The organism is Leisingera sp. G5_S3_59_S7 (assembly GCF_054968485.1).
This window is the reverse complement of the sequence record NZ_JBQKUH010000001.1, coordinates 69,033-82,956: the sequence shown is the minus strand read 5'-3', so window position 1 is coordinate 82,956 and position 13,924 is coordinate 69,033. Positions and strand designations below refer to the sequence as shown.

The following is a 13,924-nucleotide window of genomic DNA, read 5'->3' as shown; positions in this document are numbered from 1 at the left end:
CAGTCTCCTTTCTCTAGCTGGGTGAATAATCATCATCGCGGCCACGGGAGCGTTCACGGCTGCGCATATGATCAGAACTGCGCTCCCGCCCGCGTTTGGGCTCTGGCCGGGTTTCCGGTACCTTGCGAAGCTTTTTGGCTTCCGCCACATCGCGGTTCAGCTCTTGCAGCTTGACCTGCTGTTTTTCCCGTGCCAGCTTCAATTGCCGCTGCAATGTGCGCCGTTCGGCCAGTTGCTTGCGGATGATGTCTTGCTTTTCGGCGCGGTCACGGGTTTGCGCGCGGGCAATCTCGGCCTCGTTCTCTTGGCGGATTTTGCGGTTCTTGCCCGTGATCCAGCCCCAGAGCCCGCGAATGCCTGTTGGCGTTCGGGCCGCGCGTGCCTTTTCCTCAGTAAGCCAGCGCTCCTGCTGCTTGCGTTTCAGATCATCTCGGATTTTGCGCTGGCGTTGCACCATCTGGTCGCGCTGGAACTTGGCTGCGAGATTGGCTTTCTCAGCTCTGGCGCGCTCTTCCTTCGCCCAGGCCTTGAGTTTGGGCGTAAGCTGCGCCGCCACATGCGCTCTTGCCATATCCGTTGACAGCAATTCTTTCGGATCACCAAGACGGGTTTTGAGCTCTTTGGTCTTTGCCCCTGTCATGCGGCTGAGGGAATACACCTCACCGCGCCAATCCACGGCCACAAAGCCGCGCTTGTCACCACGGGCAAGCCAATAGCCATTCTCTTTGAGCGCCGCCTCAAAGGCCTTGCGGTCATCCGATCCGGCCCAGCATTCCCGGATCAGGGATTTGGCCTCTCTCGGGTCTTGCTTGGTGCGTCCCGCTTGCTGCCATTCCGCCAGCGTGAAGGATAGCGGATCACGGTTTTTCTTGTCCTTGAACCCGTCCGGCATGCGCCAGCCATGTTCCAGATACAGCTCCCGTGAGACTTCATTCAGGCGGGTCTTGTAGTAAGGAAGCTCAATCGCTTTCATCCGTTCGCCATCTATTCGCGACCAAACAGCATGGGCGTGCCTGCGGCCTTCTTTTTCATGGAAGACAATGGCGCGGGGCTGATTTTCCAGTCCAAGGCGGGTTTCTGCGCGAGCAATGGCCGCCTCAAACGCCTCCACTGGCACATCTTCATGCTCCGGCGGGTTAAGGCTGAGGGAGAACAGATGCTTTTTACAACGCGTGCCGCGCGCCACTGCTTCGCATTCCTGCATCGCACCGGTCAGGTCATCAGCCGCAAAGCCGCGCAGATCGAACAGCTCCACATGATCATTGTCGCGATCATTCAGCAAATGCCGCGCCAGTTCCTTGCCATGTGCCCGCTGGTTGCCTTTAAGGATCATGCGCCGCCTCCATTGAGGCCAAGCGCTTCAATCAGCGCCACCCGCATTTTGGCGATGTCAGAACAGGCCTCACGCAGTTCGGATTCGATTTCCGGGTGAACAGGCAGCGTGCCCGTATTTACGGCGCGGGCGAGCTGGTTGAGGTTACTGGAGAGATGTGATTGCCCCAGAGCCGCCAGAACGCGCCCCAGAGCCTCATGGTCAGCAACAGGGTTGGTATTCCTGCGCCGCACCTTCTGAAGGTCCTGGGCGAACAGAACGGCCTTGATATACGCACCCAGAGGCACGCCATTCGCCGCTTCTTCAAGCTTCGCGCGTTCCTCAAAGGTCAAACGCAGTGAAAACGGCGCTTCGCGCTTCTTGCGCTCTTTGGCGGGATTTGCCGCTATATCATTGAAATTATGGTGCGAATTCGTCATCGTCGCACCTCAGATCACTACGATCAAAAGATGCGAGATGGCGCTCCCAGTCCTCTAAAACCTCGAAGAGAGTGTTCGAACTTTCTCTCTCCAGGCGCGCCATTTACCAAATCCAGACAAAAAAATTGCCCCCGCGGCGTGCAGGCAGGTCAAGCTTGCAGGGCGGACGTCAACGCAGCCAGCACTTCGCTTTGCCGTTTCGACTTGCCCAGGCTGGGCGGCCAAGTCAGCCAGTAACCGTCAATCGTCGCCAGGTCCGGTGCCGGGGCGCATTCCAGTTGACCGGTCTGCAACAGGTTCGCAGCCAGCACCCTGGACCCCAGCACGACACCCAGGCCAAGGCGCGCCGCCCGAAGGGCATGCGCCATGGAATCGACGGAAACCGGCCCGGCCTCCGGCGGAGCCTCGCCCGTCACCCGCGACCATTCCGCCCAGCCCGGCCGCTCACCCCGCAGCTCGATCGCCGGCAACTGCCGCCAGTGCTCGACCCGGCCCGGCGCGGTCATCGGCTGCAGCACCTCACTGGCCAGCAGCGCCTCCTGCCGCCCCTCCCAGCCGCCGCGGCCATAGCGGATCTGCAAGGCGCCGTCCGCGGCCTCGAAATCCAGCCGCTTGGGCACGGTTTCGGTCACCAGCCGCAGGTCCGGGCAGGCTTCAGAAAAGGCCGCAAGCCTCGGCAGCAAAAGCATTTCCAGGTGCGACGGCAAGCCCGCGATCCGCAGCTCGCGAACCGTTTGGCCAAACAGATTTTCGGTTCCCTGCTCCAGCGCACGCAGGGAATCATGCACCAGCGGCAGGTAGCTTTCGCCGTCCACAGTCAACGATACACCGCGCGCCGACCGGATGAACAGCTGGCGGCCCAGCCAGGATTCCAGGTTACGGATCCGCTGGCTGACCGCAGCCTGGGTGGCGCCGAATTCCTCCGCCGCGGCGGTGAAACTGCCGTGCCGGCCCGCCGCTTCAAACACCTTGAGCCAGTCAAGCGGCGGCAGCCCCTGTTTGGTGACCTTTTTCGCCATTAGAAAACCTAACTCTCAAACCCCGATTTCCGTCGTTCTCTTGATGGCTCAGCCGCGGTAGCAGCACAAGAGAGAACAAGGCCAACCGGAGAAACCCCATGCCCCGTTCCGTGACCGCTGACGCATCCGGCAGCTTTTTGACCCTGACTTTCGAAGACGGCAGCGAGAGCCGGTTCCACGCGATCTGGCTGCGCGACAATGCGCTGGATCCCGAGACCCGTTCGCCTGGCAACGGCCAGCGCCTGATCACCATCGGCGACATTCCAGCTGACACCAGGATCAGCACGGCGCTGGTGGACGACGGGGCCCTGACTGTCACTTTCGCCCCTGAAGGCAAAACCGTGACTTTCCCCGGCAAGTGGTTGAAGTCCAACGCCTATGACACTGATCAGTCATCAGAAGTCGGCCGCACCTCCCCGGATGTTGAGACCTGGGACAGCAGCCAGCCTGCCCCCGCGTTCGACTGGAACGAGGTACAGTCGGATCCCAAGGCAAAACGCGACTGGCTGGACGCCATTGCCCGGCTTGGGTTTGCCAAGCTGGTGAACGGCCCGGTGCGCGAGGGGGCGCTGATTGAGTGCGCCAGCATGTTCGGTTTTGTTCGCGAAACCAATTACGGCAAGTATTTTGAGGTCCGGACCGAAGTGAACCCGACCAACTTGGCGTATACCGGCCTGGGCCTGCAGGCGCATACCGACAACCCCTACCGCGATCCGGTGCCCAGCTTGCAGATCCTCTATTGCCTGGAAAACTCGGCTGAGGGCGGCGACAGCATCGTGGTGGACGGTTTCCGCGCCGCCGAACGCCTCCGCGACGAAGACCCGGAGGGCTTTGCCCTGCTGGCTGGAAATCCGGCCCGGTTTGAATACAAGGGTTCTGACGGGGTGCATCTGCGCGCACGCCGGCCGATGATTGAACTGTCCCCCGATGGCGAGATGATTGCGATACGGTTCAACAACCGCTCCTCGGCGCCGTTTGTCGACATTCCGTTTGAGAAGATGGAGGCCTATTACGCCGCCTACCGCCGCCTGGGTGAATTCATTGATGATCCCGAAATGGGCGTTTCCTTCAAGCTGGAGCCAGGGGAAAGCTTTATAGTCGACAACACCCGCGTGCTGCACGCACGGCTTGGCTATTCCGGCTCCGGCTCGCGCTGGCTGCAGGGGTGTTACGCCGACAAGGACGGGCTGTTTTCGACCTTGAACGTTCTGAATGCGCAACTTGGGGGCTGAGTGATGAGCAAGCCAGACGTCAGCAAGCTGAACCGCGGCAATATCGTTGAATTCATTGGCGGTATCTTCGACCGCCGCGGCGATGAGGAATATCTGGGCGAGCCAGTCACCATGGCCGAACACATGCTGCAAGGCGCCACAATCGCCGAGCAGAACGGCCAGCCGGAAGAGATTATCGTGGGGGCCCTCCTTCACGACATCGGCCATTTTACCAGTGAATTCGGAATGTTCTCCATGGATGACACCGAGGACCGTTATCACGAGGAGGCCGGCGCCGAGGTTCTGGAACAATTCTTCCCGTCGGTGATCACCGACTGCGTGCGTTACCATGTGGCGGCCAAACGCTATCTCTGCGCCACCAAGCCGGAGTATTTCAACCGGTTGTCAGAGGCTTCCATCCATTCGCTGAAGCTGCAAGGCGGGCCGATGGATGCCGAAGAAGTGGCGGAGTTCGAGAAGAACCCGAACCTCAAGCAGATCATCGCTGTTCGTTATCTGGATGAGGCCGGCAAGCGGGCGGATATGGAGACGCCGGACTACTGGCATTTTGCACCGATGGTCCAACGGATGGTCGACAAACACATGGGGGCCTGAGATTCCGCAAAATGAGTGCGCCCGAGTATATCTTTGAGGCCAGCACCAAACCCTCGCTGCCCTGGCATGAGGTGCCGCTGATCCGGGCGACAGAGGAAAGCGTCAAGGGTTATGGCTGCATGGTGGATGATCCCGAAACCATTGAGATCGAAATTGTAAAGTGGCCGGCCCAGGGCTGGTGTCCGGTTGACGAGGGCACCGGCGATGAGGCCGGCTGGGTCGAGGGCACCTTCCGCGGCGACTGGCGCGGCGATGTGCTTTATGGCGAGAACGAAGCCGTTAACGGCAGCTATGTTCTCGGCTGGTCCACTGATCCGCAGCAGGCGCAGGCAGACAAGCAGACCGCGCCACGAAATCAGGTGCTGCTGTGGCACATGAATTACCACCCCGACGGCGGGCAATTATTCTTTCCATTGGACAACAAGCCCTTCATCATTCCTGCCGCACTGCCTGGTGATGACCTGAAACCGGAAATGGTTGTGGCTTTCTGGTGCGATGGCTCCAGGGGGCTCTATATCCACCCTAACATCTGGCACGAAGGGATTTTCCCGGTGGACAACAGCCAGCGCTTCCTGGACCGGCAGGGCAAGGTTCACGCGCGGGTCAGCTGTGATGTCGGCAAGGAGTTCCGGGTTTACCTTTCGTGCCCGCTGCAGGCGGACAAGATCCAAGGGTAAAGCACTGGACAGAAACACAAAACGGCGCCTCAACGGGCGCCGTCTTTCTTTGGTCAGTGGCTGGGTTCAGGCAAACAGCTCATGCGCCAGCTCCAGCGCATTGATCAACGTGTCGACCTCTTCCTTAGTGTTGTAGAGGCCAAAGGACGCGCGGCAGGTCGCAGAAACACCCAGGTGATCCATCAGCGGCCCGGCGCAGTGATGGCCTGCACGCACCGCGACGCCTTTCTTGTCGAGAATGGTCGAGATGTCGTGGGCATGCGCGGCACCTTCCATGGTGAAGCTGAAAATCGCAGCCTTGCCAGGGGTTTGCCCCTGGACATTGATCCAATTCAACCCGGTCAGCCGCTCCATCGCATAGTCGCGCAGGCCGCCTTCGTGCCTGGCAATGTTCTCCATGCCGAGGTCCATCATGTATTCCAGTGCCACACCCAGCCCGATGGTCTGCACGATACCCGGCGTGCCGGCTTCGAACTTCATCGGCGGATCATTGTAGATGACCTGCTCCTTGGAGACTTCCTTGATCATGTCGCCGCCGCCAATGAACGGGCGCATTTCAGCCATGCGTTCGGGCTTGATGTAAATCGCGCCGGACGCGGACGGGCCATAGAGCTTGTGGCCAGTGATCGCATAGAAATCGCAGCCGATATCCTGCACGTCGACCGGCATATGCACCGCGCCTTGCGAGCCGTCGACCAGCACCGGCACGCCCTTGGCATGGGCGCCTTGGCTGATCGCCTTGACGTCTACAACGGTGCCCAGCACGTTGGAGCACTGGGTGACCGCCACCAGCTTGGTCCTGGGGGTGATGGCGTCGATCACCTTCTGCGGGTCCAGGCTGCCGTCGGCCTCAGTATCGACCCATTTCAGCACCACGCCCTGACGCTCGCGCAGGAAATGCCAGGGCACGATGTTGGCATGGTGCTCCATCACAGACAGGATGATCTCGTCTCCCGCCTCAAGCCGCGGCATCGCCCAGCCATAGGCCACCAGATTGATGCCCTCGGTAGTGCCGGAGTTCAGCACGATGGTGTTTTCGTCGCCCGCATTCAGAAACCGCGCAATGATGCCGCGGACGGCCTCATACTTCTCCGTCGCGAGATTGGAAAGGAAGTGCAAGCCACGGTGAACGTTGGAATATTCCTCCGCATACGCCTTGGTCACAGCGTCAATCACAACCTGCGGCTTCTGGGCTGAGGCACCGTTGTCGAGATAGGTCAGCGGTTTGCCGTTCACCTCACGTGAGAGGATCGGGAAATCGGCACGGATTTTTGCGACGTCATACATTTTCGGGCAGTCCCAGATTGGCTGGGCCGATCAGACCCACGATGAAGAGAAGGGCAAACACCAGGATCAGGCTGGCCATCAATACCACCCCAAGCGAGCGCCAGACGGAGCCGAACCTGTGCGCCGCGTTCACGAAATGCAAGAGAATAAAGAACACAACGATATTGGCGGCAATGTTCAGCAGCGCCCCCAGCGCCGGCAGGACCAGGAACACCACGACAATGGCACCGTTCAGTGCGGCCTGCAGCAGTTGCAGCCAGGTGATCAGCGCCAGCAGAGATGGCAGGTCACCCTGCCCGCCCAGCCAGCGGCCGGTGGTTGCCAGCATCGCAATGAAGCTCAGCTGCAAGACCAGAATGACCGCAAAATAGGCGCCGGGCGCAAACCGCGGCAGCAGAACTTCCGGCGGCAACGGGAACAGGACCTGCTGCAGAGTATAGACGCAGGTGTTCAGCACCACGGACAGCAGGAACGCTGTCCACAGCGCCTCGCGCGGCCAATCGCGCGCCAGGATCTGCATCGCGGCGTCGCGCGGCGACTTGATTGTCAGCAGGGCAAAGGCGGCCAGCGTATTCATGGTTTTGTCCAGTACCCTTGGATCATTCCGGATACCCAAAACCAAAGGAACACCGCGCACCACAGTGCGCCCACCAGGTTCAGCGCCGCACCGGCGCCGATGAAGCCTGCCACAAGGCCATTCAGCAGGATCAGCGGGCTGGAGGCCAGAAACGCCCAGAACAGCGCCAGCCGGGCGCGGTAGGCATCACCCTGCCCGCCTGCAGCCCGAGCAATCCAATGCGCCACCAGCGCCAGAACATACAGAAGCAGTGGCGCGATGAACACGATGCCCAGCAGCGCGCCGCCCAGCAGCATGTTGAGCTCCTGTCCGGTCAGATGCGCCTCGCGGGCCAGTTTCGGCATCTGCGCCACAAAGGTCAGCACGCAGCCGGCGAGCAGAAACACCAGCAGCCGGTCTTCGCGGGCGCCCATGCTCAGAAGCCGCGCAAAAACCTTGCGCGGCCCCTTGTAGGTTGCGGGGATATCCGTGGTGACGGACATCAGCGGCGCCGGGCCAGCCAGCCTTCGAGGCGGGAGACGATGTCGGCCGCGATCTCCGCGTCTTCGATCTCATCCACCGCTTCTGCCAGGAAAGCCAGCGTCATCAGGTCGGTGGCTTCGGCATGCGGCACACCGCGGGAGCGCAGGTAGAACAGGCCTTCCTCGTCGATCGCACCAGAGGTCGAGCCATGCGAGCAGGCCACGTCGTCGGCATAGATCTCCAGTTCCGGCTTAGCCAGGAACTGGCTGTCTTCGTCCAGCAGCAAAGACTGGGAAATCTGATATCCGTCAGTCTTTTGCGCGCCTTCCTTCACCAGGATTTTTCCCTGGAACACGCCGGTGGCACCGTTGCGCAGCACCTTCTTGAACACCTGGCGGCTTTCGCAGTTCACCGCGTCATGGGTGATGAACACGGTGTCGTCGTGGTGGAAGTCGCCATCGCCCACGCAGGCGCCGGCGATATGGGCCACTGCGTCGTCACCGGTCAGCTCGATCACCGCTTCATTGCGGGTCAGCACGCCGTTCACGGTCAGGGTGAAGGACTTGAACACCGACTCCGTTCCCAGGCGGGCGAACAGATGGGTCGCGGCGCGGCGCTCATGGTCGCGGCCCTGGGCACGCACCAGATGCAGCTTGCCGCCGTCGGCGATGTCGATCTCCATGCACTTGTTAAAGCGCGATGCCGCCGGGCCGTTTTCCAGGATCGTCACCTCGGCGCCGGTCTCAACGCGGATCACATGGTGCAGGATCGCGTCGGAGTTTTCGTCCGAATGCACATAGGTGAAGTTGATCGGCTTGGAGACTTTGCCGGTCACCCGGATCGCCACGCCATCTGTGGCAAAGGCAGTGTTCAGGGCTGCCAGAGGGCGCTCCACCGGAGTCTGGCCGCGGGCTTCAAGAACACCGTACAAGTCCTTGGCCCAATGGATATCTTTGCAGCAGATATCCTCGATCCGGTCAATGGCAACACCTTCCAAAGACAGGTCATCGGACGCCTCAGCATCGAACACGCCATCGACAAACACGATGTTCAGACGCTCAAAGGCGTTGAACATCGGGGATTCGTCCGCGTGGAACACTGCCGCCTTGGGCGCCTCTGCCTGCACCAGCGTGTCCGGCTTGGTGTATTTCCAGTACTCGTCGCGGCGGCTGGGCAGGCCCATGGTCTGGACCCGCGACAGAGCTGCCTCGCGGGCCGCCTTGAGGCAGCCGCTTTCCGGCAGGCTCAGCGCCGACAGCCGCGCCTCGGTTGCGCTTTGCTTGACTTCGGGCAGGGCCATTTACGCCTCCTCTGCCAGGATGCCGGCGTAACCGTTGTTTTCCACTTCCAGCGCCAGCTCGGGGCCGCCGGTCTTAACGATACGGCCGTTTGCCAGGATGTGCACCACGTCGGGTTTGATGTGGTCCAGCAGGCGCTGATAGTGGGTGATCACCAGGAAGCCGCGGCCTTCGTCACGCAGGGCGTTGACGCCTTCCGCCACCAGCTTCATCGCGTCGACGTCGAGGCCGGAGTCGGTCTCGTCCAGGATGCACAGCTTCGGCTCCAGCATCGCCATCTGCAGAATCTCGTTGCGTTTCTTCTCACCGCCGGAGAAGCCGACGTTGACCGGACGCTTCAGCATCTCGGCGTCGATCTTCAGGGTCTTCGCCTTGGCACGGATGATTTTCAGGAAATCGGAGGCCGACAGCTCTTCTTCGCCGCGGGCCTTGCGCTGTGCGTTCACGGCGGTGCGCAGGAAGGTCATGTTGCCGACGCCGGGGATTTCCACCGGGTACTGGAACGCCAGGAACATGCCGGCAGCGGCGCGCTCTTCCGGCTCCAGCTCCAGGATGTCCTCGCCCTCCAGCTCGGCAGAGCCTTCGGTCACTTCATAGCCATCGCGGCCCGACAGGACATAGGACAGGGTGGATTTTCCCGAACCGTTCGGCCCCATGATGGCATGAACTTTGCCAGCCTCGACCTTCAGGTCGACGCCTTTCAGGATTTGCTTGTCTTCATCTTCAAGCTTGACGTGCAAGTTTTTGATTTCGAGCATTTTTGCCTCTCGCATAGTACTGTTCCGGCAGCCGTCGGCGCCTAGAAGGTTTTGGTGTAAAGCGTCAGGATCTGGGTCAGATCCCGGCGCGGAAGTTCATCGGGGAGCAGCTCAAACCGGGCCATGCGGCCGCGGATTTCAACCGGCTTCACCCATTTTTCGACCTGCTTGTACAGCGCCCGCCCCGCGTAGTCGTCAAACAGCACAGTGACAGGCTGCTCCGTCCGCAGCATGACGGTCAGAAAGCAAGCCGCCCGGAAGCGGCCGTCTATCAGAACCAGATCCGGCGCCTCGAAGGTGTCGAGATCCCAGACGGAATTCGGATACTGGTGGAACCGCCGCCACATATCATTGTTCAGCGGCCGCCCCCACTTGCCGGTTTTGCCGACATTGGCGTGGTGCAGATGCACCTCGGACTTGGCCCCGGCCTGACGCAGGTACCGCTTCATCATGCGGTACCACATCTTGTCGGACTCGACGGAAAAGACCTTCTTCCCGCTCAGCTCAGACGCCAGCACGGTCGATCCGCCGCTGCCATACTCCAGGATGACCTTTGCATCCTGGTAATGGCTGCACACCCACTCCGCCTCTTCCGGCGGCAGGGTAAGCGCCGGGCGCTCAATCAGCTGCTCGTCCTTTGCCATGTCCAACTCCCGGCCGCCTAGCCCAGCACCACTGCGGTGCCGCTGGCCGAAACCATCAGCATGGATTGCCCGACCACTTCGTAATCCAGATCAACTCCGACCACGGCGTTGGCGCCTTTGGCCCGGGCGCGGTCTTCCAGCTCTGCCAGCGCGGTTTCGCGCGCGTCCTGCAGCTTGCTTTCATAGGCGCCGGAACGGCCGCCGACAATGTCGGTAATCTGGGCAAAAACATCCCGCACCACATTGGCGCCCATAATCGCCTCGCCCACCACGATGCCCTTGTATTCGGAAATCTGGTAGCCTTCGACGGAGTTTGTAGTGGTGACGATCATGCTCTTGCCTCCTTGCGGTGATGCCCAAGGGCCTGCCATCAGCCGACAGACCCTTCCAGCGAGATCGCAACCAGTTGCTGCGCTTCCATGGCGAACTCCATCGGCAGCGCCTGCAGCACGTCCTTGCAGAAGCCGTTGACCACCAGGGCCACTGCCTCTTCCTCATCCATGCCGCGCTGGCGGCAGTAGAACAGCTGGTCGTCGTCCACCTTGGAGGTGGTCGCCTCATGCTCCACGCGGGAGGAGTTGTTCTTGACCTCGATGTAAGGAACCGTGTGCGCCCCGCACTTGTCGCCGATCAGCAGCGAGTCGCACTGGGTGTAGTTTCGGCTGTCCTTGGCTTTCGGGTGCATCGACACCAGACCGCGGTAGGTGTTCTGCGCCTTGCCCGCCGAAATCCCCTTGGACACGATGCGCGACTTGGTGCGCTTGCCCAGGTGCACCATCTTGGTGCCGGTGTCGGCCTGCTGCATGTTGTTGGTGATCGCGATCGAGTAGAACTCGCCCTGGCTGTCGTCGCCGCGCAGGATGCAGGAGGGGTATTTCCAAGTCACGGCAGAGCCGGTTTCCACCTGGGTCCACATCACCTTGGCACGGTCGCCGCGGCAGTCGGCGCGTTTGGTCACGAAGTTGTAGATGCCGCCCTTGCCGTTCTCATCGCCCGGGTACCAGTTCTGGACGGTGGAGTATTTTACCTCGGCGTCTTCCTCGATGATGATTTCCACCACTGCGGCGTGAAGCTGCGCGGTGTCGCGCTGCGGCGCGGTGCAGCCTTCGAGGTAGGAGACGTAGGAGCCCTTGTCCGCGATGATCAGGGTGCGTTCGAACTGGCCGGTGTTTTCCGCGTTGATACGGAAATACGTCGACAGTTCCATCGGGCAGCGCACGCCCGGCGGCACATAGACAAACGAACCGTCAGAGAACACGGCGGAGTTCAGGGTCGCATAGAAGTTGTCGGAAACCGGAACCACCGAGCCCAGGTATTTCTTCACCAGCTCAGGGTGTTCGCGGATCGCCTCGGAGATCGAGCAGAAAATGACACCCGCTTCCTTAAGCTCTTTCTGGAAGGTGGTGCCAACGGAGACGGAGTCGAAAACCGCATCCACGGCGACCTTGCGGCCTTCCTCCGGGGTCTCGCCTGCGCCCTCGACGCCGGCCAGAATCATTTGTTCTTTCAGCGGGATACCCAGCTTTTCGTAGGTCGCCAGCAGCTTGGGATCGACCTCATCCAGCGATTTGGGCTTGGTTTCCATCGACTTGGGCCGGGCATAGTAATACTGGTCCTGAAAGTCGATTTCAGGGTAATCGACCATCGCCCAGTCGGGCTCTTCCTTTTGCAGCCAGCGTTCATAGGCCGCCAGCCGCCAGTCGGTCATCCACTCCGGCTCTTCGTTTTTCTCCGAGATCAGCCGGACGATATCCGGGGTCAGCCCCTTGGGGGCGTATTCCATCTCGATATCGGTCTCCCAGCCGTATTTGTAAGCGCCGCCTACCTCGCGGACTGCGTCCACGGTTTCCTGGTCAACACCTTCCTTGACTTGGGTCTGGTCCAAAGCGGCCATTGTCATCTCCTCACTCACGCTGCACGGGCGCGATGTTTCTTTTCTTTTTGCAGCCACGCATCGGCAAAGCGCAGCACGTCGTCTTCCGTTGTCTGAGGCCCCAGCGACACGCGCACTGCGCCTTGTGCCGTGGCCTCGTCGTATCCCATGGCGGTCAGAACCGCGCTGGCGCGCACCTTGCCGCTGGAACAGGCGCTGCCGGCGCTGATGGCAAATCCCGCCAGGTCCATTTGCATGACCTGGGTCTCGCCCTTCCAGCCCGGCGTTGCGAAACACAGGGTGTTCGGCAGCCGCTTCTGATCCTTCCCGACAAAAATAGTATGGCTTGCGCCAGACACAAGCGCCTTTTCTAGAATATTTCTAAGTTCCGCAACCCTGTCCCAGACGCCATTGGCCAGATCTTTGCCAGCCGCTTCAGCTGCGGCGCCGAAGCCCGCGATTCCAATGACATTTTCGGTGCCGGAGCGGCGCCCCATTTCCTGGCCGCCGCCCTTGATCTGCGCAGGCAGTTCTGTGCCGCGCTTCATCACCACGGCACCTATGCCCTTGGGGCCGCCCAGTTTATGCGCCGAAATCAGCGCCATCCGGGCACCCAGCCAGTTGAACGCCACCGGCAGTTTACCGAAGGCTTGGGTCGCATCCGTGACGGCCAACCCTTCCGGCAGGCGCTGCACAATCCCCGTTTCCGAGTTGGCCAACTGCAAGGTTGACGCGGCGGGATCAGTGATGCCCACCGCACCGTCTGAACCTACAGTCAGATCCTCGACCGTCCAGGCGCGCACCGCGTCATGCTCCACCGGCGCACCATGCAGGCCGCGGCCGGCCAGCGCCAGCGCCGCGCCTTCGGTCGAGCCGGAGGTGAACACGATATCCGCCCCATCCGCGCCAAAAGCGGCCGCCACCTGCGCCCGCGCCTTTTCCACCAGCGCCTTGGCAGCCCGGCCCTCGGCATGGACCGAAGACGGGTTGCCGCAGACATCCATCGCCGCAATCATCGCAGCCCGTGCTTCGGGACGCAGAATGGCGGTGGCGTTATGATCGAGATAAACACGTTTCATGGATGCATCTTTTTGCGGATCGCTGCCGTCTCATACGCTGCGCAGATCCGTTTCGCAAAGCCTTCCCGCCGCTTCCGCGCGCAATATACGCTTTTTGAAGAAAGAACTCTGAGCGGTTTCCGCTCCGCCTCAGTCATCGACAACCGCGAACAGGCTTGGCACCGCCGGGCACGGCGCCAGATCATTCTTGATCACATCCGACAGGCGGGTCTGGTGCAGGAACACATAAACATGCGCGCTGAGGCCCTCCCACAGGCGGTTGGTCAGCGACTGCGCCCGGCTGCCGGACAGCGCCCCGGAGGCGCCTGCCCCTTTGTGCATGGCATCCACTGTTTCATCTACGGCGGACAGCACATCGACAACCCGGATTTCCGAGGCCGGCTTGGCCAGCCGGTAGCCGCCGCCGGGGCCGCGCACGGATTCAACCAGCCCGGCGCGGCGCAATTTGACAAATAACTGCTCAAGATACGGCAAGGAGATATCCTGACGCTTGGAGATATCGCCCAATGGCACCAGATCGCTCTGCGTCTGCAGCGCAATGTCGGCCAGCGCGACCATGGCATAGCGCCCCTTGGTGGAAAGCTTCATCTATGTCTCCTCGAAATCAGGACAGCCACGCGAAAACATTGACCTTGCCCGCGTCTGTGCGTATCTCAGCCTGACGGTGTTCGG

At 61.1% G+C, this 13,924-nt stretch carries 16 protein-coding genes; 3 read left to right on the top strand and 13 right to left on the bottom strand.

The window, feature by feature from the left end; translation table 11 throughout:
• Positions 1–13: 13 nt before the first annotated feature.
• From ACTRWG_RS00370 to ACTRWG_RS00360, 3 genes are all read right to left on the bottom strand, one after another.
• On the bottom strand, positions 14–1,333 hold the full coding sequence (locus ACTRWG_RS00370) for a relaxase/mobilization nuclease domain-containing protein (protein WP_462828797.1): 1,320 nt from the start codon (positions 1,331–1,333) through the stop codon (positions 14–16).
• Entirely contained in the window at positions 1,330–1,752 is a 423-nt protein-coding gene (locus tag ACTRWG_RS00365) for a hypothetical protein (protein WP_462828796.1), read from the bottom strand. The genes ACTRWG_RS00370 and ACTRWG_RS00365 overlap by 4 nt, the downstream gene beginning before the upstream one ends.
• Before the next feature lie 149 nt (positions 1,753–1,901).
• Positions 1,902–2,771 (bottom strand): LysR family transcriptional regulator, encoded by an 870-nt coding sequence (locus ACTRWG_RS00360; protein ID WP_027237575.1) that lies wholly within the window; start codon positions 2,769–2,771, stop codon positions 1,902–1,904.
• A 98-nt stretch (positions 2,772–2,869) separates the two neighbouring features.
• On the opposite strand from ACTRWG_RS00360, the gene tmpA reads away from it, so the two are divergent.
• From tmpA to ACTRWG_RS00345, 3 genes are read left to right on the top strand one after another with little or no spacing between them, the layout of a single operon-like run.
• Positions 2,870–4,003, top strand: coding sequence for a 2-trimethylaminoethylphosphonate dioxygenase (tmpA, locus tag ACTRWG_RS00355; RefSeq protein ID WP_027237574.1), 1,134 nt, complete (start codon positions 2,870–2,872; stop codon positions 4,001–4,003).
• A 3-nt stretch (positions 4,004–4,006) separates the two neighbouring features.
• Complete coding sequence (tmpB, locus tag ACTRWG_RS00350; RefSeq protein ID WP_027237573.1) at positions 4,007–4,597, top strand: (R)-1-hydroxy-2-trimethylaminoethylphosphonate oxygenase; 591 nt, start codon at positions 4,007–4,009, stop codon at positions 4,595–4,597.
• Between the two features lie 11 nt (positions 4,598–4,608).
• Complete coding sequence (locus ACTRWG_RS00345) at positions 4,609–5,274, top strand: ureidoglycolate lyase (RefSeq protein WP_027237572.1); 666 nt, start codon at positions 4,609–4,611, stop codon at positions 5,272–5,274.
• A gap of 66 nt (positions 5,275–5,340) precedes the next feature.
• Here ACTRWG_RS00345 and ACTRWG_RS00340 read toward each other — a convergent pair whose 3' ends face one another.
• From ACTRWG_RS00340 to iscR, 10 genes are all read right to left on the bottom strand, one after another.
• Complete coding sequence (locus ACTRWG_RS00340; RefSeq protein WP_259959261.1) at positions 5,341–6,561, bottom strand: cysteine desulfurase; 1,221 nt, start codon at positions 6,559–6,561, stop codon at positions 5,341–5,343.
• Complete coding sequence (locus tag ACTRWG_RS00335) at positions 6,554–7,138, bottom strand: YIP1 family protein (protein WP_027237570.1); 585 nt, start codon at positions 7,136–7,138, stop codon at positions 6,554–6,556. Before ACTRWG_RS00335 ends, ACTRWG_RS00340 begins: the two co-directional genes overlap by 8 nt.
• Positions 7,135–7,620 (bottom strand): YIP1 family protein, encoded by a 486-nt coding sequence (locus ACTRWG_RS00330; protein WP_027237569.1) that lies wholly within the window; start codon positions 7,618–7,620, stop codon positions 7,135–7,137. The genes ACTRWG_RS00335 and ACTRWG_RS00330 overlap by 4 nt, the downstream gene beginning before the upstream one ends.
• Entirely contained in the window at positions 7,620–8,900 is a 1,281-nt protein-coding gene (gene sufD / locus ACTRWG_RS00325; RefSeq protein ID WP_259972550.1) for a Fe-S cluster assembly protein SufD, read from the bottom strand. The genes ACTRWG_RS00330 and sufD overlap by 1 nt, the downstream gene beginning before the upstream one ends.
• Positions 8,901–9,656 carry a Fe-S cluster assembly ATPase SufC gene (sufC, locus tag ACTRWG_RS00320; RefSeq protein ID WP_462828795.1) on the bottom strand — a complete coding sequence of 252 codons (756 nt, stop codon included), beginning with the start codon at positions 9,654–9,656 and terminating at the stop codon, positions 8,901–8,903.
• 41 nt (positions 9,657–9,697) lie between these two features.
• Positions 9,698–10,300 (bottom strand): hypothetical protein, encoded by a 603-nt coding sequence (locus ACTRWG_RS00315; RefSeq protein ID WP_036797543.1) that lies wholly within the window; start codon positions 10,298–10,300, stop codon positions 9,698–9,700.
• A 17-nt stretch (positions 10,301–10,317) separates the two neighbouring features.
• Positions 10,318–10,632 (bottom strand): YbjQ family protein, encoded by a 315-nt coding sequence (locus ACTRWG_RS00310; protein ID WP_027237565.1) that lies wholly within the window; start codon positions 10,630–10,632, stop codon positions 10,318–10,320.
• Between the two features lie 38 nt (positions 10,633–10,670).
• Positions 10,671–12,194 carry a Fe-S cluster assembly protein SufB gene (sufB, locus tag ACTRWG_RS00305; protein WP_027237564.1) on the bottom strand — a complete coding sequence of 508 codons (1,524 nt, stop codon included), beginning with the start codon at positions 12,192–12,194 and terminating at the stop codon, positions 10,671–10,673.
• A gap of 14 nt (positions 12,195–12,208) precedes the next feature.
• A complete protein-coding gene (locus ACTRWG_RS00300; RefSeq protein ID WP_462828794.1) occupies positions 12,209–13,252 on the bottom strand; it encodes a cysteine desulfurase family protein in 1,044 nt (347 codons plus the stop codon).
• 129 nt (positions 13,253–13,381) lie between these two features.
• Complete coding sequence (gene iscR / locus ACTRWG_RS00295) at positions 13,382–13,840, bottom strand: Fe-S cluster assembly transcriptional regulator IscR (RefSeq protein WP_027237562.1); 459 nt, start codon at positions 13,838–13,840, stop codon at positions 13,382–13,384.
• Positions 13,841–13,924 lie beyond the last annotated feature (84 nt).